Source organism: Massilia niabensis (assembly GCF_042655085.1).
In the GTDB taxonomy this organism is placed as follows: domain Bacteria; phylum Pseudomonadota; class Gammaproteobacteria; order Burkholderiales; family Burkholderiaceae_D; genus Telluria; species Telluria niabensis.
Genome location: NZ_JBHSMU010000019.1, coordinates 308,109 through 327,151 on the forward strand (window position 1 = coordinate 308,109; position 19,043 = coordinate 327,151).

Consider the following 19,043-nt stretch of genomic DNA (forward strand, 5'->3'; position numbering starts at 1 on the left):
ACCAGCCTGTTTGTGTACAATGCAAGGTTTCCAGGACGGCGAAGTTGTCAATAAGTTGTGACCCCATCGTGAACAGAAGAGACAGCCAATACGCGTTCCTGGCGAACGGCGGCCGCATGGGCGAACGCATCCGGGACATGGACTGGTCTGCCCATCCGATGGGCCCGGTCGAGAGCTGGGAGCCCGCGCTGCGCACCAGCCTCGGCATCATGCTCAGTTCGTCCTTCCCGAGCTTCCTGGCCTGGGGCGAGGACCTGGCCCTGTTCTTCAACGATGCCTATGTACCGGTCTTGGGTCAAAAGTCGGACTGGGCGCTGGGCGCGCCGTATGCCGGGGTCTGGCACGAAGTCTGGAACAGACTCGCGCCCACCATCGCGCGCGTCCAGGGCGGCGAATCCTTCTTTTTCGAGAACTACGCGACCACGCTGGAGCGCCACGGCTATCCCGAGCCGGCCTGGTTCACCTTTTCCTACAGCCCCCTGCGCGACGAACAGGGCGGAGTCAAGGGCCTGATCTGCACGGTCATCGAAGTGACCGACAAGGTCCAGGCGCTGGCGCGCCACAAGGAGGCCGAAGAGCGGCTGGCGATGTCGCTCGAAGCGTCCGGGAACATCGGCACCTGGTCGGTCGACCTCGATACCTACACCACCCACGTCGACGAGCGTTTCGCGCGCCTGTTCCAGGTCGACGCGGCGCTGGCGCGCACGGGCACCGAGCTGACCCGCTTCACCGACCTGATCCATCCCGACGACCGCGCCGGGGTGACCGACGCCATCGGGGCGGCCATCCGCGACGGGACGCTGTACGACGCCGAATACCGCATTCCTCAGCGCTCCGGCATCGACGCCTGGGTCAACGCGCGCGGCAAGGTGTTCACCGATCCGGCCAGCGGCAAGCGCCGCTTCGCCGGCATCGCGGTCGACATCAGCGTGAGCAAGCGCGCGGAACAGGCGCTGCTGGTGACCGAGCGCCAGGCGGCGGCGGCCTCGCTGCGCGCCGAGGAAAGCCGGCGCCGGCTCGATGGCCTGCTGGAAGCGGCGCCGGTCGGCATCTTCTATGTCGACACCTCAGGGCGGCTCCTGATGTCGAACGCGGCCACGCGCAGCCTCTGGGGCGACTATCCGGCGTCCGGCGGCATCGAAAAATACGCCAAGTGGACGGGCTGGTGGCCGGACGGCAAGCCGCTCGCGCCGCAGGAATGGCCGCTGGCACGGGTGCTGGGCGGCGAAGACATCGTCGAAGCGATCATTGAGATCGAGCCGTTCGGCAACCCGGGTGTACGCAGGATGATCATGGTGCGCGCCCAAGCCCTGCGGGCTGCGGATGGCGCCGTCAATGGCGCAGTCGCCGCACACATGGACATCTCGGCGCAGGTCGCGGCGGAGCGGGCACTGAAGGACAGCGAACAGAAATTCCGCAACATCACCAACATGATCCCGCAGATGGTGTGGTCAATCAATGTCGAGGGGACCGAGGATTACGTGAACGAGCGCTGGCAGGCGTTCACCGGCGTCGCGCACGTCGAGCTGGCCCGCAAGGGTTGGCAGAAGGTGCTCCACCCCGACGACCTGGCCCCGGTCCTGGCTGCATGGAAGCGCAGCTTCGCCGCCGGTACCCCGTTCGAGATCGAACACCGGCTGGTGCACCATGCGGGCGGCTACCGCTGGGTGCTGAACCGCGCCCTGCCCTGTACCGATGGCGTCGGACGCGTCACGCACTGGATGGGGACGCTGACCGACATCCACGACCAGAAAGCGGGCGAAGAGGAGCTGCGCGCGGCAAGCCGGCGCAAGGACGAATTCCTGGCGATGCTGGCGCACGAGCTGCGCAATCCGCTCGCGCCGATCAGCAACGCGGCGCAACTGATCGCCATGGCCAATCCGCCGGACAAGCGGATTCGCCACTCGAGCGACGTGATCACGCGCCAGGTGCGCCACATGACGGAGTTGGTCGACGACCTGCTCGACGTCTCGCGCGTCACGCGCGGGCTGGTCACGCTCGAGCGGGAACCCGTCGACGTGCGCGCAATCGTGCTCGGTGCCGTCGAGCAGGCGCGGCCCCTGGTCGAGGCGCGCGGCCAGCAGCTCACGCTCGAACTGGGCGAGGCCGGCCTGCGCGTCGACGCCGACCGCACGCGGATGGTGCAGGTGGTGTCGAACCTGCTCAACAACGCGGCCAAGTACACGCCGCAGGGCGGCAGCATCGCGCTGTCGGTGTCCAGCCATGGCGGCGGCGAGGTGACCATCGCCGTCGCCGACAGCGGCATCGGCATCGCCCCCGACATCCTGCCGCTGGTGTTCGACCTGTTCACCCAGGCCGAACGCACCCCGGACCGTTCCCAGGGCGGGCTGGGCCTGGGCCTGGCGCTCGTCAAGAGCCTGGTGCAGCTGCATGGCGGGCAGGTCCAGGCTGCCAGCGCCGGCCTGGGCAAGGGCAGTACCTTCAGTGTCACGCTCGACGTGGTGGCTGGGGTAGCGCCCGAGGCGGCGCCGGCTGCGGGGCAGCCCGAGCACGGCGCCGGCGGCGGCAGGCGGATCCTGATCGTGGACGACAATGTCGACGCCGCGGAGTCGCTGGGCGAGATCATGCAAGCCTACGGCCATGCCGTGGCGACGGCGAGCACGCCGTACGGGGGACTGGCATTTGCCGCCGGCGACTGGCCGGACGTCTTCATCCTCGACATCGGCCTGCCCGACATCGACGGCTACGAACTCGTGCGCCGCCTGCGCGCGCTGCCGCAGGCGCGCCCGGCGCTGTTCGTGGCGCTCACCGGCTATGGCCAGGCGCACGACAAGGTGCTGTCGCTGGGCGCGGGGTTCGACCACCATTTTGTAAAGCCGGTGGATCTGGCCGCGCTGACGGCGGTGATCGAGGGCGCTCGAACGTAGGTTGGCGCCGCCAGGCGACGCCGGCGCGCCAAAGCCAGTATCATCCTGAATCGAGCACAACCTGGCCGTCCACGGCCGGGCTGCAGCATTCAGCATTGGAGTGAAGTATGGTGGCAGCAAAGGTAGTAGCGACACATAGCGGCAAATTCCACGCGGATGACGCGTGGGCGGTTGCCGTCCTCGACATTTTGTATCCCGGCTGCGAGATCGTGCGCACGCGCGATCCGGCCACCATCGAAGCGGCCGACTTCGCGATCGACGTGGGCGGCATCTGGGACCCGGCCAGCGGCCGTTTCGACCACCACCAGAAAGGCTTTTCCGGCGCGCGCCAGACCGGCGTGCCCTACGCCAGCGCGGGCCTGGTCTGGCGCGAGTTCGGCGCGCGCTGCGTCGCCGCCCTGGCACTCGCCCACACCGGGCACCAGCTGAGCGAGGACAGCGCCCAGCAGCTCGCGTATGCGATCGACGCCGACATCGTGCAATACCTCGACCTGTCGGACGTAGGCGCGGCCAAGAACGCACCGGGCGGCTACGGCCTGTCGGCGGTGGTGTCGGGCTTCAACCCGAACTGGCTGGACGAGCAGCGCATGGGTTATGGCGAGGCCACCGAAGCCCACCGGCTCGCGCAGTTCCGCAAGGCCATGGCACTCCTGGCCGATATCATGGTCAATTCGGTGAGGTACCGCGTCGGCGCCATGCTGGCCCTGGAACAGGTGCGCGGCGCCGAGCTGCTGGAAGACGGCCGCGTGCTGTTCCTCAAAAATGCAGCGTTGCCCTGGACCGCCGTGGTGCGCAAGGAAATGCCGAAGGTGCTGTTCGTGATCAGCCACAGCATCGGCGAACAACGCTACCTGATCCATACGGTGCCGGTCAGCGCCGAGACCTTCGATGCGCGGGCCGACCTGCCCGAGCTGTGGGCCGGCCTGCGCGACTCAGACCTGGCCGCGGTGACCGGCGTGCCGGATGCGACCTTCTGCCACAACGGCCGCTTCATCGCGGCGGCGAAGTCGTACGAGGGCATCCGCGTGCTGGCGCAGCAGGCGCTGCGCGCGGTGGAAGAAGCGGCGGCGCTGGAGTAGGCAGCGCATGTTTTCGATTATCCTGAACATCGTCGGCTCGCTGATGCACTTCTATGTGGTGCACCGGCTGTACCGCGTCACGCCGATCCGCGCGCGACTCAGTGAGCAACACAGTGCCAAAGTGTGGTGGCTCGGCGCCCTGGTGCTGTGGATTGTCTACCTGTGGGGCGTGCAGCTCGGCGACGAAGCGCTCGACTGGCGCTGGTGGCCCGGGCAGTTCGCGCTGACCTGGCTCGGCATCCTGTTCGTGATGACGCTGTTCCTGCTGGCGGCCGACCTGGCCACCGGCTTCGGGCTGTGGTGGCGCGAGCGCGCGCCGCGCGTGCTCGGCATTGCCGCGCTGGCCGGCGCCCTGGTGAGCGCCTTCGCCATCTTCCAGGCCGTGCGCGCCCCGGCGGTCAGCGACTACGAGATCGTCCTGCAGGACTTGCCGGCAAAGCTGGACGGCACCGTGCTGGTGATGGTCACCGACCTGCACCTGGGCGCCCAGCGCAGGTCTGGCTGGATGGAAAAACGTGTCGAGCAGATCAACGCGCTCGCACCCAGCGCCGTGGTGATGGTGGGCGACCAGGTCGAGGATAATCCGATCGGCGAAGCGCGCCTGGCCACGGTGCTGCGCGGCTTGAAGGCGCCGCTGGGCGTCTGGGCCGCCACCGGCAACCACGAATACTACGGCGACGCCGCCACCACGATCGCCGAGTTCGAGGCGGGCGGCGTGCGCTGGCTGATCGATTCCAGCGTCGAGCTCGCGCCCGGCCTGGTACTGGCCGGCATCGACGACGTCGGCCGCCTCATGCGCGGCGGCGGCGACTATACCGGCGGCCTGAAGAGCACGCTGCCGCAGCGCACGAACGTTGCGACCATCCTGCTGTCGCACATCCCGGCCGCCCCGATCATTGCCGGCGCCGCCGAGCGCGGTGTCGACCTGATGCTCTCGGGCCATACGCACGGCGGCCAGATCTGGCCGTTCAGCTACCTGGTCCAGCACCGGTTCCCGCGCATGGTGGGCGAGCACAAGGTCGGCGACATGTCGCTCGTGATCAGCCGCGGCGCCGGCAGCTGGGGTCCGCGCATGCGGCTGTGGCAGCCAGGGGAGATCGTGAAACTGACCTTGCGCGCGCCGGGCAAGGGCTAACCCCCGGAAGTAGTCGCGCGCAGCGTCAGAGTCCCTGGGGCTGCAGGGCGTCGATCTCGAAGTCGCCGTCGTCCACCAGCCGGTGCCAGCCCTCGAACCTGCCGAGACCTCGGCTGCGCGCCATCGACAACAGCACGCTCTGGCCGGGAGCGGCACGGTCGGGCATCAGGCGGTAGACCGGGTCGGCAAAGACGTCGGCCTGGTACTGCGCCAGCGTGACTTTAGGGCTGTCCAGGTCCGGATGAGACATCGTGTGGTTGCCGAGCGCGTGCCCGGCCGCGCCCCAGGCGCGCGCCAGCGGCAAGCCTTCCGGGCGCACGGCGGCGTTATTGGCGGTGACGAAGAGCGCGGCCTGCACCCTGTGGCGGGCCAGCGCGGCAAGCAAGGCGCCATTGCGCTCGGCCGCCGTCAGGCGCGGTGTGGCTGCGAGCGAGGGCCCGTCATCGAAGGTGACGGCGACCGATTGGGCGATGGCGGGCAGGCTGGCGAGTACCAGGAAGGCGCTGGCGAACAGGCGGGGCAAGAATGTCAAGTGAAGGTCCTCGATGTGGTTGCAAGCGCGGGCGCTGATCGCCGCACGGCATTGCAGTGTAATCGATGGGCCTGGCCGTGCCTGCGCCTTCCCCCTACGGACACAGCGACGCCCGACCCTGGCGCCGCCGCCCCCCCTGCCCGGCCTCAGCGGTTCTGCTGGTCCTTGCGCACCGCTTCGCCTTCCTCGGTGTCGGAGGCACCACCCTGCCGGCCCTGCGCGCCAGACTGCCCGGCCGACTGGCGATTGCCCGCGCCGCCACCGGTCATGCTGCCGATGCCTTCCAGGCCCGTCTCTACCCGTCCGCCCGAGCTGTGGAAGGCGTCGCCGTCCGCGTCCTGGTCGCAGCCATCGGTGAGCAGGTCGTCGGTGCGCGTGGCCGGCGTGCCGGCATCCGATTGCTGGCCCTGGCCATGGCGGTCCAGCTTGCCGCTGTCGCCGGTGCCGCCGACGCCCATCGAGCCGGCGCTGCTGCTGCCATCCTTGGTGACCTGGTCCCACGAGCGCCCTTGCGCGTCCTGCTTGTCGGTTGAAGTGGACATGTCTATCTCCTTGGTCAATGTTCTCGGAAGATGATAGCCCCCCTGCGCAGGGCGGCAATAGGTACACCGGAGCCAGGCCTGTAGGAATTACCGCACGGAGACGGGCGAAAAAATCTATGGTCACCCTCCTTTTTGCAACCGTGATTTCGTATGATGTAGTGGCTTGCTCAAATCTATCCGGCGTCTGGTTGGAGGCTTGCTCCGCTCCACGATGAGAGTCGCGCCTGACGGTCCTTAAAAGCGCCTCGGCTTGCAGGAGCCGATTTTTTTGCCAGGTTGTCCGTCAGGCCGGTGTGCCGTTCACGTCATCCAATCTCAGCAGTCGCAAAACCAGGTAGACGTCAGAAGCAGGTGCAAGAGGCCGTCATGCAGCCATGACGGCCTCTTGTCGTTTAAATTGCGTGTGGTACGCAGCGATCGCCCAGGCCGTGCGCGCCAGCTTGTTGGCCAGGGCGCATGCAACGATATTCGAGTGCCGCCGCGTCAGCATCGAGCGTACCCACTGCGCCAGGCGGTCGTTCTGACGCTCCAGGCGCTGCATGTACGCTCGGGCGCATTGCACGGGCAGGCGCCGGATGTTCTTGTCACCACGCTTGCCGATGCCCAGCAGGTTGTTTTTCCCGCCCGTGCTGTACTGCCACGGTACCAGTCCGATCGACGCGGCGAAGTCACGGCCGCAGCGGGATTGCTTGCCATCGCCCACCTCGGCAGCGAGCACGCTGGCCGTAATCGGCCACACTCCAGGTATCGACATCAGGCGCTGTCCAAGGTCGTCGTCCTGCAGCTGCCGGCCCAGCTCTTTTTCGATATCGACGATTTGCTCGTCGAGGTATTTGAAGTGGCTGTGCAGCCGCTCGAGCAGTGCCGCCAGCCGTGCCGGCAGGGCTTGCTCTGCCAGCGCGGAAGGCAGACGTCGAATCACCGCATGGCCAACCGGCAGGCTGACGCCGAACTCGAGGAGGAATCCATGGATCTGGTTGCTTGCCTTGACACGCTCGCGCACCAGCGACTCGCGCACGCGGTGCAGCGCCGACAGGCACCCTTGCGATTCGGTTTTCGGTGTCACGAAACGCATCGATGGACGGCACGCTGCCTCGCAGATGGTTTCAGCATCGATGAAGTCGTTCTTGTTGCTCTTGACGAAGGGACGGACGAATTGCGGGAGATCAGTTTGACCTCGTGGCCGTATCCAGCCAGCAGCCTGGCCATGTGATGGGCGCCGGCGCAGGCTTCCAGCACGATCGTGCAGGGATGAAAATTGGCGAGGAATTCGATCAGCTGCTTGCGGCTGAATTTCCTGCGCAGCAGGGATTTGCCTTGGCGATCCTGGCCATGCACATGGAAGCTGTGCTTGCCGAGGTCGATGCCGATGAGCGTGACGTCTTGCATGATGGCCTCCGTCCAGAAAGAACAACACCCTACAAGTCTAGTAACTTGAAGGGTGGAGGGTGACCATCTCATTAGCGCCCTGGCGGGCGCCGTTCTGGCTGCAACGAGGCAAATTACTTCTTGAAATACTGGACGTTGCCAGTCAGCTTGATATTGCCGTGACCAGTGCTCATGTCTTCGCCGCCGGTCAGGCTGCCGCCGCCGGTGACCATCTTGAACTTGCCCGTGCCGCCGGTAACCTGGAAGGTCGCGCCGGAGAACACGTATTTCGCGCCTTCGCCGGTCGGCACGAACTGGCCGCTATAGTTGGCGAAGATCTGGTCGCCGGAGGTGGTCATGACGATGAACTTGCCGCCGCTGAAGTTGAACAGCGGGCCGACCGGGGTGATGCAATCGGTGGCAATGAACACGACATTGCCGCCCATCATGACGCTCTTGCCATGGCCGCTGATGGTGCCGCCGAATTTCGACAGGCAGCGCTCAGCCGGACCGACGGCTTCCACCAGCGTGCCTTCGACATCTAGTGGCTCGACAACCCATTGACCTGCCGATGCAGTGGCCGACGCCGCCAGCAACAGGGTAACGGCCGCTGGACGGGCAACTGCGCGCAGGATGGTTTTGAACATGTGAATCTCCGAAGGGTGGGTTGTTAATAATTTAATCGTACCCAATTTGCAAAAAACGCCGCGCACACTCAGCAGTGACTGTGGTGCTCAAGATACATTTCTAACAAGATATATTTAATCCCAGCCGTGCGCCCCGCGGAGCAAACCCGGTTACAAACTAATCAACCTCATCGATAGAAGAACCCATGCGTGTCGCCACCTTCAATCCGAATTCTTCGATCTGATGTTTCCTCGATGTCGCTTCTTGACGCCGGTTGTCCTATAAGCCCAGTGTTTAACGTATCTTCTGTTGTGCTGATGTCGCACGTTGGCGCACTCCCAATTTGTAGCCAGATTTGCTGCTAGCCACAAAACGCCGACCGCGACTTCTACCTACAAAACAGGGATCGGAATGGGGAAGCGGGGAACGAACTTACTCAGGGATATGCAAATTCGGCGCTGGATCGCGGCCGGGGAACCGATCGCGAAATCGGACGGCGGGGGGCTGACATTTACCTTCTCGAAGGCGGGCACGGCGTCGTGGGTGTTGCGCTATATGAGAGAGGGCCGCGCCCGCGAACTTACGATCGGCAACTATCCCGACATCACTTTGTCAGCTGCACGGAAACTCGCAAGCGAGCACCGCGTTTCGGTGGACAAAGGACAGGATCCTGCAGCGCAAAAGCGAGCCGAGCGCTTGAAGCTGCGCGGCTCCTGGACAGTGCGGCGGCTTGCTGAGGATCTGCGGGCCCTGCGCCGGGCAGGAGGGCAGGAAGCTAGGAAGGCAAAGACAGCGCAAGTGGCCCCCGAGTTCGTTTGAATTCCGGGGCCGAAACGCGTGGCCGCAAGGTAAAATTGCGAAAACTCAATGAATGTCTCCTCGGCATTGATCACTCATCAATAAGCCAGTACGCTGAGGAAATATACGTACCTGAGCAATAATTAGCCGAACTTCACGCTCGCAGGCGCTTTGCCTGCTGCAACTGCCTTCGATCCAACGCCCTACCCTATCTGCCCCGCCGGGAAACCACCATGCCAACACCTGCCCAGCTCATGAGCGGGTTGCTCGACTATCTCGTCGAGCAAGCCAAAGACATCGACCCTGCCGCTTTCACGCTCGCGAAGCTGACGGAATTCAGGAAGACCTACGCCGATCTGGCGACGCTGCCCTGGGTCGACTTCAATGTCGCCGGCGACGAGGACAGCGCATGGCTGCGGGTGCATCGCCTGGAGGCGACCCGCGCCCCGGCGCTGTCAGAACCGGAGCTCGCGCCTTTTCTCGCGATCAGCGACGACCCGGGCGCGGAACCCCCGGCGCTCAAGGAAGCCGCGCTGGCAAGTGCGCGCGACCGGGATGCCGGCGTCGTCGTCGAGGACGAAGCCGCGCAGCGCGATGCGGAGCGGCGCGAGCGCGTAGGCCACCTGCTGCAGGCCTACCTGCCGCACTGGCGCGACTGGGCCGCGCGCGAAAAGCCGCGGCGTCAGGTCATCACCCTGTACGCGGACCTGTTTTCACTGAAGACGCGCCTGGAGTCCGAGGAAGCCGTGCGTCCGCTCGAGCTGGTGTGGGGTCTTGGCGTCTCGTCCTGGCGCATTCCGGCGGTGGACCGGGCTGGATCGCCCGGAACCGTGGAGTTTCACTATCCGCTGATCACGCAAGCCCTCGAAATCGATATCGACAGCGCCTCGCACGCGATCACGCTAGGGCCCCGGCAGGCCGAGCCGCGGCTTGAGCTCGATGCCTTCGCCGCCTGTGGCGTGGCCGGCATCGGAGAGGTCGAGACCGCCGCCCGCGCCCTGCTTGCCGGGAGCGCCGCCATACCGGTCTCGCCCTTCGAACCGGCTTCGACCGAGCCGATCCTGAAACTGGTGGCCGGTAACATCGCGGCATCCGCGCGTTACGACCGCGAGGCCAAAAGCGCCCCAGCCGCAGGGGACGACCTGGTGGTCACGGACCAGTGGGTCGTGTTTGCCCGCCCACGCGCGACCCACTTCCTGCTTGAAGACATCGCGCGCCTCAAGGAACGGGTGAACGAAGGCGGCGAAGGGGAAACCCTGCCGGAAGGGCCGATGCGCATCGTCACCCCGCCGGACGACGCCGTCATCGAACACCAGCCGATCGCATTTCGCGGGCTGTCGGGTCGGCCGACGGTGGAGGGCGAACCGCGTGAACTCTATTTCCCGCTGCCCTACAACCGGGAACAGGAAACGATCATCCAGCAGCTCGAACGCTCGCCCGGCGTCGCCGTCCAGGGGCCGCCCGGCACGGGCAAGACGCACACGATCGCCAACATCATCAGCCACTACCTGGCCTCGGGCAAGCGCATCCTCGTCACCTCCAAGGGCGAGCCGGCGCTGAAGGTCTTGCAGGAGAAGATCCCGGAATCGGTGCGGCCACTGACGGTCGCCCTGCTCTCCGGCGACAAGGAAGGCATGCGCCAGTTCCAGGCGTCGATCGAAGCCATCATCCATACGCTGACCCACCTCAACAGCGGGGTGGAAGAGGACAAGATCGCCACCTGTCGCGTCGCGCTCGACCGCGCGCACGCGGAAATGGCGCAGATCGACTCGCGCATCAACGAGATCGCCCATACGCAGCTGGCGGAAATCGAGGTCGACGGCGTCTTGATGCGCGCGCAGAAAATGGCCGAACTGGTCATCCACGGGAGCGAGCAGTTCGGCTGGTTCGACGACGCACTGACGCTGGCGCCCGAACACGCGCCGCCGTTCAGCGACGAGAGAGGCATGCAGCTGCGCGAGGCAAGGCGCCGCCTGGGGGGCGACCTGGTCTACCTCCAGGCACGGATTCCCGCCTCGGCCACCCTGCCCGCGGCGGCCGACATCGCGCAGCTGCACGAGGTGCTCCAGACCATCCGCGATATCGAGCGCGAGGAAGCGAGCGGCGCGCTCCTGCCGCTGCGCGCACCCACCCCCGAGGTGCTGGAACAGGCCCGGCGGCTGCTGGCCGCGCTCGACCTGGCGCTCGCGGTGGTGCGCGAGCTCGAGGAGTCGGGCCTGGAATGGGCATTCGCGCTGCGCGAGAAGTGCCGCCGGCCGCAGTTCGCCACCGAGCGCGCCTCGCTTGAGGCCCTGTTCACGGAAATGGATGCGCTGCTGCAGGCGCGCGCCGAATTCATGCAAAAGCCGGTGACGGCGTCGCGCGAGGCGCTGGAAGATCCCAAGGCGCAGGAAGCGATCGCGCGCGCAGCCGACACCGGCAAGCCCTTCGGCTTGTTCGCCTTCGGCGCCGGCGACATCAAGCCCCATATCAATGCCATCCGCGTGGCGGGCCTGGCGCCCGGTTCCAGCGCCGACTGGACGCACGTGCAGCGCTTCGCCGCCCTGCATTCGCGCCTGTTGTCCTTCGTCGTGCGCTGGAATGCGTTTGCCGAACTGCTGTCGCTGCCCCTGCTGCAGCCGGACGTGGCCCAGTTGCGGGCGATCGAATCGATCGCCGTAACGGCGCGCGCCGCCCACCGGCTCGCCACGACCCACGACGTCCAGCTGCCGCTCCTGGCCGAGGGGGTATTCGCCAGGGTGCCAACTGGCGACCTGCTGGGACGGCAGGCCGACCTCGGGCACGTGCGCGAACACCTGCGCCGCCACCTCACCCGCGCCGAGCTGGCGCAGGCGACGGCCGGCCTGACGTCAATCCAGGAAAAACTGGCGGGGACCGGGGGACCGGTCTCGGCCAGCCTGCGCGCGCTGGTCGAGGAGGCGCTCGGCAGCAGCGACCTGTCGTCCGAGCGGATCGTCGGCGACTACGCCGCCCTGCTCGGTGAAGTGCGCCGCATCGAAGCCTTGACCGACGACCTGGCGACCGTCCGCAGCCTCGCCGGCGAGGTCAAGCGGCAAGGCGCCACGCAGCTCGCTTCCCGGATCACCACGGTGCCCCAGGGCGCGACCGGCGACGACGCCGTGTTCCCGGTCCGCTGGCGCGACGCCTGGACCTGGGCCCGCCTGCGCACCCACGTCGACGAGATCGACGACCGCGACGAGATGCGCGGCTTGGCAGCGCGCCGGCGTGAGCTGGAAAAGGCGCTCGCGCGCCTGTACCAGGACCTGGTGTCGAAGTCGTCCTGGCTGCAGACCAAACGCAACGCCGGCCAGAACGTCCTGAGCGCACTCGAAACCTACCGCACCGCGATCCGCAAGTTTGGCAAGGGAACCGGCGTCAATGCAGCACGCTACCGGCGCGACGCGCAACAGGCGATGGTCGACGCACAGGCTGCCGTACCGTGCTGGATCATGAGCCATGCCAGGGTTTCGGAAACCTTGCCGGCAACGCTGGGCGCCTTCGACCTGGTGATCGTGGACGAAGCGAGCCAATCCGACCTGTGGGCCCTGCCCGCCGTCCTGCGCGGCAAGCAGATCCTGGTGGTCGGCGACGACAAACAGGTGTCCCCGGAGGCCGGCTTCGTGTCGGCGGCGAAGATCACCGAACTGCGCCGGCGCTTCCTGGCCGGCCAGCCGTTCGAGGCCGTGCTCACGGCCGACATGTCGCTCTACGACATCGCGTCCACCGTGTTCGCCGCCTCGAAGGTCATGCTGCGCGAGCATTTCCGCTGCGTGCAGCCGATCATCGCCTACAGCAACCGGGTGTTCTACAAGGACTTCATCCAGCCGGTGCGCATCCCGAGGGCCTCCGAACGGCTGGACCCGCCCCTGGTCGACGTGTACGTCGCCAGCGGTTACCGCTCGGCCAAGGGCCACAATCCTCCCGAGGCGGATTTCATCGTTGCCGAGATCGGGGCGATCCTGCGCGTCCCGAAGCTGGCCGGGCGTACCATCGGCGTCGTATCGCTGCTCGGCCCCGAACAGGCGCAGCTGATCGACAAGGGGGTGCGAGCGCGCTGCGACGCGGTGGAACTGGCGCGGCGCCAGTTCGCCTGTGGCGACGCGCGCATCTTCCAGGGCAGCGAACGCGACATCATTTTCCTCAGCATGGTCGCCGACAGCAAGAACCACCATGCCCTGTCCGGCGTGATGTACGACCAGCGCTTCAACGTTGCCGCCTCGCGCGCGCGCGACCGCATGATCCTCGTGCGCTCGGTGCGGCTCGATGAGCTGTCGACCCTCGACCTGCGGCGCACCCTGGTGGAGCACTTCGCCAAACCAATGGACAACAACGACGAAGCCGGCAGCCTGGTCGAGCTGTGCGAGTCGGGCTTCGAGCGGGATGTCTACATGGAGCTGTTCAACCGCGGCTACCGGGTCGTGCCGCAGGTGCCGGCCGCCGGCTACCGGATCGACATGGTGATCGAAGGCGCGGATGACCGCCGCCTGGCGATCGAACTCGACGGCGACGAATTCCACGGACCGGACCGGTGGCAGGCCGACATGGGCCGCCAGCGCGTGCTCGAACGCGCCGGCTGGACCTTCTGGCGCTGCTTCGCCTCGACCTGGTCGATGCGGCGCGAGGCAGTGCTGGGCGAATTGCTTGCCCAGCTGGGCAGCATGGGGATCGAGCCGCTTGGCGCCATCGAGCGGATTCCGTCGCTGGTCGAGTATCGCGAGTGGGGAATCGAGCAGCAGGCGAGGCAGGACGATGCCGCCGGCGCGATGCTGGAGGCGGCCATTTAATAGCCGACGCTTTGCGCATACGCCAGCAAAGGCGTACCGTAGCTGCCGCCCCACTGGTAGGTATAGCGGCTTTCCGGGCCGATCTTCATGATGTCGTACTGTTTGCCGACGCCGGGCGGGGTATCCGTCGGCAAGCGTCCGCTGAAAAACCCGGTGTCGGTCGCGAGATCGTAAAAACGGTACCAGGTCGTGGTGCCGGGGCTGTGCACGAAGGGCGAGGTATTCGTCGCCCGTGACGCCCTCGGCTCGAAGGCCGTGTCCTTCATCTGCACGGCGCTGCGCCGGTACCAGGCCAGGGCCGCCTTGACCGCCTCGGCCACTGCGGGCGTTTGCGGGCGGCTCATCAGGAACTCGACGATGAGGGCCGATTCGGCGCCGCTTTTCGACGGCAGCTCGTACGAGCGGCCCGTGACCGGCGCGTAGGTCACCGGATCGTGCTGGGCGCACCATACGGTCTTGAGCCCGTCCTGCACGATCTGCGCCTTCAGGATGAAGTCGACCGCGCGGTCGAGCGCGGGCTGCAGGCGGGCGCGCTGCTGGATCGTGAAAAGGTCGCCGGCGAGCGGCCCTTCCTGGCGCGCCGCGGCGTCGAGCAGCAGCAGGACGCGCACCATCGCGTTGTCGTTGAAGGTGACGTGGTTCGAGTAACTCGCCGGGCCGCGCGACGGATACACCTGGGGAAAGCCGCCGGACGGATACTGCATGTTCAGCAGGAAGTCCATCGCCTTGCGCGCGCTGTCGCGGTAGGCCGCATTTCCGGAGCGCGCATAGACATCGGCCAGCACCAGGATCTCGGACACGGTCGCGTCGTTGTCGATGGTGCCGAGTTCGACCCCATTGCCGATCCAACCCGAACGGGGCGCGCGGCCATCCCATGGCGCCGCATACTTGGCCGGCAGCTTGTAGAAGCCGCCATGCGGCATCTGCCAGGTAATGATGTTGTCCGCCCGCGCCTTGTCCTCGGCCAGTGCGGCGGCACGGTCGCTGTTCTTGCTGAGCCAGCGCCGGTAGTCCTCCAGCGCCTCCTTCGCCGGATTGCCTGCCTGCGGGAGCATGGGCGCGGCAGGCTGGTTCCCCTGGGTTGCCTGCGCCGCTTCGGCGTGGGGTGAGGCGGCGAACGCCTGCACGCCCTGTCCGCCGCCAAGCGCCAGCGCCGCCACCACGACGGCCATCGAAGTCTTCCTGAGCATGCCATCTCCTCCATTGTGCAGCGATGCTAGCGACAGCGATCGGTGAAGTAAAGCAGTTGCAAGACACTTCAGCGGCCTTGATCAATTTCATAAACAGGAATGGTGATTCTCGCAAATGCAGCCGGTGCGGGGCCGCACACTGCCTGCCCGTCCTGCGCGAAAACGGAGTGCGGGTTCGCGAATTTCGCAATTGCCGCCTCGGCGCGCCCCATGCAGAATCCTTGCGATCCGTTCCACCACGCCGACACGCCCATACGCCGAGACTGCATGACCGCCATCTTCAATCACCGACGCCGTACCCTGCTGCGCGGCGCCTCCGCCGCCGGCGCTTTGCTCACCGGTAGCGCATGCACCCTGCCCGGCGCGGCGCTTGCGCCGGTGGCCGATCCCTGGGCACGCGCCAGGCAGATCGAGGCCCGCTTCGCCAGGCCGCTGGCGTTTCGCGAGGAGGATTTCCCGATCACGGCCTTTGGCGCGCAGCCCTGCCGGATGGTCGCGGCCGATGCGCCGCGCGGCCCCGGCAAGAACGCGCGCATGACGCCCGCGCCGGGCTCCTTCGACTGCCATCGCGCGATTCAGGCGGCGATCGCCGCCTGCCACAAGGCCGGTGGCGGCCGGGTGCTGATCCCGGGCGGCAGCTGGTATTGCGCCGGGCCGATGGTGCTGCTGTCGAACGTCCACGTCCACTTGGCCGCGGGCGCCCGGCTCGTGTTCAGCCCGAATCCCGCCCATTTCGCCCTGTATGGCGATGTCGATTGCGGCAAGCACGGCAAACTCGTGCTGTCGCGCTGGCAGGGCAACGATGTCCTGAACTATTCGCCGATGGTCTACGCGCGCAACCAGTCGAACATTGCGCTGACCGGTGCCGACTGGACCAGCATCCTCGACGGCCAGGGCAGCGTCGCGTTCGAGCCGGGCGGCATGTGCTGGCATGACTGGGCCGGGAAAAGCAAACGGCCAGGCCCTACCGCCGGGATGATCAATCCGGCCAACCCCTCTTCGCTGGCCGCGGTCGCGCCGCAGCTGCCTGCCGCCGAACGCGCGCTGATCGAAGGGGAGGACGCCACCTGGCGCGCCGACCACCGCTATCCTCCTACCCTGTCGGAGGCGGGGGTGCCAGTCGCGCGCCGCGTTTTCGGCATCGGCCACTACCTGCGGCCCTGCATGGTCCAGTTCATCGGCTGCACGGACGTGCTGATGCAGGGCTACCAACTGAACGACTCGCCGTTCTGGCAGCACAACCCGTTCAATTGCCGCAACGTCCACATCAGGAACGTGAACATGGACAGCCTGGGGCCGAACAGCGACGGCTTCGATCCGGAGTGCTGCGATACCGTACTGGTCGACGGCTGCACGTTCAATACCGGCGACGACTGCATCGCGATCAAGGCCGGCAAGGCGCGCGATATCGAGGCGGGTCCGACGCGCAATGTACTGATCCAGAACTGCATCATGAACAGCGGCCACGGCGGCATCACCCTGGGGAGTGAAATGTCGGCGGGGATCGAACACGTCTACGCCCGCAACATCGAGTTCCGCAACAGCCACTGGGCGCTCGACCCGCTCAGCACCGCCATCCGGCTGAAAACCAACATGAACCGCGGCGGCTTCCTGCGCCACTTCTACGTGAGCGACGTCACCATACCGAACGGCGTGCAGACCCGCCCCGGCTTCTACAAGCCCCTGCCGGGCTCGCCCATTATGCCGGAGTCGATGTCGGTCGGCGGCGGCGCCGTGATCACCTTCGACTGCGACTACGCGCTCAAGCATGACAGCGTGCGCACGCGCCCGCCCGCGGTGTCCGATGTGCACATCTCGCGCCTGCGCGTGGGGAACGTGAAAACGCCGGACGGCGAGTTTTCCTGCTACCAGGCGCTGGTGCTGCTGGGGCCCGTGGCGTCCAGCTTCAACGGCAAGCCCGGCACGCCGGTCCTGCCGCTGGTCGACATCACGCTGACCGACTGCGACTTCGGCACGCCGCGCAGTGCCATGCCCTGGGCAGTCCACAACGCCACGCGGGTGACCCTGACGCGGGTGCGCGCCGGCGGAAAAACCGTCACCGCCATGCTGGCAGGCTAGCCCTTGCCGCCGGCACGGCCACCAGAACACCACACAGGAGACGACATGCCAGCCAGGCACACCAGTACACCCGACCACACACCCGGCAGCACGGGCCGGCGCCGCTTCATGAAGACCGTGGGCGGCACCGGCATGGCGCTCGCCGGCGCATACCCGGCCAGCCTGCTGGCAGCAAGGCCCGATCCGTGGGACGAGGCCCGGGCCATCATCGACCGCTTCGCCAGGCCGCTGACCTTCCGCAAGGAAGACTTCGTCATCACCGCCTTCGGCGCCCGACCCTGCGAGCTCAAGCCCGTGCACGCCTCCGTGTCCCTCAAGGCCAAGGCCCACATCAAGACTCCCGCTCCTGGCGCTCCCGACTGCTATCCGGCGATTGCCGCGGCGATCGCGGCCTGCCACAAGGCCGGCGGCGGCCGCGTGCTGATCCCGACCGGGAACTGGCTGTGCGCCGGCCCGATCGTATTGCGCTCGAACGTGAACGTGCACCTGGCCGCCGGCGCCCACGTCTACTTCAGCAACAACCCGCTCGACTATGCGAAGTACGGCGACCATGATTGCGGCAAGAACGGCAAGCTGACGCTCACCCGCTGGGAGGGCAACGACTGCCTGAACTATTCGTCGATGGTCTACGCCCATGGCCAGGACAACATCGCCCTGACCGGCGACGACTGGACCTCGATCCTCGACGGCCAGGCCGGCGTGCCCTTCGAGGGTAGCACCGACTGCTGGTGGTCGTGGAAGGGCCGCGCCCCGGCCAACGCGGACGGCGTGCCGCACGACCCGGCGCTGGGCCAGAGCGAGCGCGCGGTCAATCCGCTGAACCCGCCCACACTGGCCGGGATCGCGCCGCACCTGGCGCCGGCGGAGGCAAAAAAGCTGCAGGGTCCGGAAGGATGGCTGCAGCGCGACCCGCACTTCCTGCGCTCGCTGTCCGAAGCGCGGGTGCCGGCGGCCAGGCGCATCTTCGGCATCGGCCACTTCCTGCGCCCGAACATGGTGCAGTTCATCAGCTGCACCAATGTGCTGGTGGCGGGCTACCAGACCACCAACGCGCCGTTCTGGCAGCACAACCCGGTCAATTGCCGCAACCTGCACGCGAAGGGGATTTATGCCAACAGCATGGGGCCGAACAACGACGGCTTCGACCCGGAATCCTGCAACGGGGTGCTGGTCGAGGGCTGCCAGTTCAATACCGGCGACGACTGCATCGCGGTCGACTCCGGCAAGGGCACCGACACCCAGTTCGGTCCGTGCCAGAACGTCGTGATCCAGAACTGCCGCATGCAGAGCGGCCACGGCGCCCTGACCCTGGGCAGCATCATGTCCGGCGGCATCCAGAACGTGTTTGCCCAGAAGCTGGTGTTCGAGAACGCCAACTGGAAAACCGACCCGCTGAACATCGCCATCCGCCTCAAGACGAACATGAACCGCGGCGGTTTCCTGCGCAACTTCTATGTGCGCGACATCAGCATCCCGAACGGGATCCGCACCACGCCGGCCTTCTACAAGCCGCAGCCTGGTTCCAGTATCCCTGCCGGGACTGTCGCCACCGGCGCCGGCGGGATCATCACCTTCGACTGCGACTACGACGCAGCCAACGACGCCGTGCGCACGCGCCCACCGGTGGTCACCAACGTGCACATCTCGCGCGTCACGGTCGGCAACGTGCAGACGCCGGAGGGCCGCTTCTCTTGCTACCAGCCGATTGTGATAATGGGGCCGGTCGCGGCCAACTACAACGGCGAAGGCAAGCCGCAGGTCCTCCCGGTCAGCAACGTGACGATCAGCGACTGCGACTTCGGCACGCCGGTAAACGCCGCGCAGCCGGTCTACCTCTACAACGTCAAGGGCCTGGTACTAAGGAACGTGAAGATCGGCGGCAAGCTCGTGAACGGGACACTGTCTCCCTGAGCCCCGCGCCGGGCGGCGCGGGGGGCGGGTTTTCGGGCAGCCAGGCGGCTGCCCTTTTTTTATGGTCTGCCCGCATCCACCTACCCGGCCCGCAAATGGAAACGCCCTCT

11 protein-coding genes and 1 pseudogene are annotated in these 19,043 nt (G+C 66.7%); 7 read left to right on the top strand and 5 right to left on the bottom strand.

Annotation, left to right across the window (positions count from 1 at the left end; translation table 11 throughout):
- The first annotated feature begins 68 nt into the window (after positions 1 to 68).
- From ACFPN5_RS24705 to ACFPN5_RS24715, 3 genes are all read left to right on the top strand, one after another.
- Positions 69 to 2,888 (top strand): hybrid sensor histidine kinase/response regulator, encoded by a 2,820-nt coding sequence (locus tag ACFPN5_RS24705; protein WP_379786504.1) that lies wholly within the window; start codon positions 69 to 71, stop codon positions 2,886 to 2,888.
- 107 nt (positions 2,889 to 2,995) lie between these two features.
- Positions 2,996 to 3,967 carry an MYG1 family protein gene (locus ACFPN5_RS24710; RefSeq protein WP_379786505.1) on the top strand — a complete coding sequence of 324 codons (972 nt, stop codon included), beginning with the start codon at positions 2,996 to 2,998 and terminating at the stop codon, positions 3,965 to 3,967.
- Positions 3,968 to 3,974: 7 nt separating this feature from the next.
- Positions 3,975 to 5,102 carry a metallophosphoesterase gene (locus ACFPN5_RS24715; RefSeq protein ID WP_379786506.1) on the top strand — a complete coding sequence of 376 codons (1,128 nt, stop codon included), beginning with the start codon at positions 3,975 to 3,977 and terminating at the stop codon, positions 5,100 to 5,102.
- A 25-nt stretch (positions 5,103 to 5,127) separates the two neighbouring features.
- On the opposite strand, the gene ACFPN5_RS24720 is transcribed toward ACFPN5_RS24715, so the two are convergent.
- The 4 genes and pseudogenes from ACFPN5_RS24720 to ACFPN5_RS24735 all read right to left on the bottom strand — a co-directional run bounded on the left by ACFPN5_RS24720 (position 5,128) and on the right by ACFPN5_RS24735 (position 8,191).
- Positions 5,128 to 5,634: a polysaccharide deacetylase family protein gene (locus ACFPN5_RS24720; protein WP_379786507.1), complete on the bottom strand. Its 507-nt coding sequence runs from the start codon at positions 5,632 to 5,634 to the stop codon at positions 5,128 to 5,130.
- Positions 5,635 to 5,780: 146 nt separating this feature from the next.
- Entirely contained in the window at positions 5,781 to 6,176 is a 396-nt protein-coding gene (locus tag ACFPN5_RS24725; protein WP_379786508.1) for a hypothetical protein, read from the bottom strand.
- A 364-nt stretch (positions 6,177 to 6,540) separates the two neighbouring features.
- Positions 6,541 to 7,565, bottom strand: a pseudogene (locus tag ACFPN5_RS24730) (IS110 family RNA-guided transposase).
- A gap of 113 nt (positions 7,566 to 7,678) precedes the next feature.
- Positions 7,679 to 8,191 (bottom strand): hypothetical protein, encoded by a 513-nt coding sequence (locus ACFPN5_RS24735; RefSeq protein WP_379786509.1) that lies wholly within the window; start codon positions 8,189 to 8,191, stop codon positions 7,679 to 7,681.
- A 424-nt stretch (positions 8,192 to 8,615) separates the two neighbouring features.
- Between ACFPN5_RS24735 and ACFPN5_RS24740 the strand changes: the two genes are divergently transcribed.
- The gene (locus tag ACFPN5_RS24740) at positions 8,616 to 8,990 is read left to right on the top strand and encodes an Arm DNA-binding domain-containing protein (protein ID WP_379786510.1); all 375 of its coding nucleotides are present in this window, start codon (positions 8,616 to 8,618) and stop codon (positions 8,988 to 8,990) included.
- Positions 8,991 to 9,202: 212 nt separating this feature from the next.
- A complete protein-coding gene (locus ACFPN5_RS24745; RefSeq protein WP_379786511.1) occupies positions 9,203 to 13,753 on the top strand; it encodes an AAA domain-containing protein in 4,551 nt (1,516 codons plus the stop codon).
- Here the strand turns inward: ACFPN5_RS24745 and pelA are convergent.
- Positions 13,750 to 14,943, bottom strand: a complete 1,194-nt coding sequence (gene pelA / locus ACFPN5_RS24750) for a pectate lyase (protein WP_379786512.1) — start codon at positions 14,941 to 14,943, stop codon at positions 13,750 to 13,752. The two genes, ACFPN5_RS24745 and pelA, sit on opposite strands and share 4 nt — an antisense overlap.
- A gap of 267 nt (positions 14,944 to 15,210) precedes the next feature.
- Between pelA and ACFPN5_RS24755 the strand changes: the two genes are divergently transcribed.
- Positions 15,211 to 17,022: a glycoside hydrolase family 28 protein gene (locus tag ACFPN5_RS24755; protein ID WP_379786513.1), complete on the top strand. Its 1,812-nt coding sequence runs from the start codon at positions 15,211 to 15,213 to the stop codon at positions 17,020 to 17,022.
- A 45-nt stretch (positions 17,023 to 17,067) separates the two neighbouring features.
- Positions 17,068 to 18,933 carry a glycoside hydrolase family 28 protein gene (locus ACFPN5_RS24760; RefSeq protein ID WP_379786514.1) on the top strand — a complete coding sequence of 622 codons (1,866 nt, stop codon included), beginning with the start codon at positions 17,068 to 17,070 and terminating at the stop codon, positions 18,931 to 18,933.
- Positions 18,934 to 19,043: the final 110 nt, after the last annotated feature.

What these genes read in the sequence shown, in the direction of transcription:
- ACFPN5_RS24710 (WP_379786505.1), top strand. Translation starts at nt 2,996, where the DNA reads ATGGTGGCAGCAAAGGTAGTAGCGACACATAGCGGCAAATTCCACGCG.
- ACFPN5_RS24715 (WP_379786506.1), top strand. Translation starts at nt 3,975, where the DNA reads ATGTTTTCGATTATCCTGAACATCGTCGGCTCGCTGATGCACTTCTAT.
- ACFPN5_RS24725 (WP_379786508.1), bottom strand. Translation starts at nt 6,176, where the DNA reads ATGTCCACTTCAACCGACAAGCAGGACGCGCAAGGGCGCTCGTGGGAC.
- ACFPN5_RS24735 (WP_379786509.1), bottom strand. Translation starts at nt 8,191, where the DNA reads ATGTTCAAAACCATCCTGCGCGCAGTTGCCCGTCCAGCGGCCGTTACC.
- ACFPN5_RS24740 (WP_379786510.1), top strand. Translation starts at nt 8,616, where the DNA reads ATGCAAATTCGGCGCTGGATCGCGGCCGGGGAACCGATCGCGAAATCG.
- ACFPN5_RS24745 (WP_379786511.1), top strand. Translation starts at nt 9,203, where the DNA reads ATGCCAACACCTGCCCAGCTCATGAGCGGGTTGCTCGACTATCTCGTC.
- pelA (WP_379786512.1), bottom strand. Translation starts at nt 14,943, where the DNA reads ATGCTCAGGAAGACTTCGATGGCCGTCGTGGTGGCGGCGCTGGCGCTT.
- ACFPN5_RS24755 (WP_379786513.1), top strand. Translation starts at nt 15,211, where the DNA reads ATGACCGCCATCTTCAATCACCGACGCCGTACCCTGCTGCGCGGCGCC.
- ACFPN5_RS24760 (WP_379786514.1), top strand. Translation starts at nt 17,068, where the DNA reads ATGCCAGCCAGGCACACCAGTACACCCGACCACACACCCGGCAGCACG.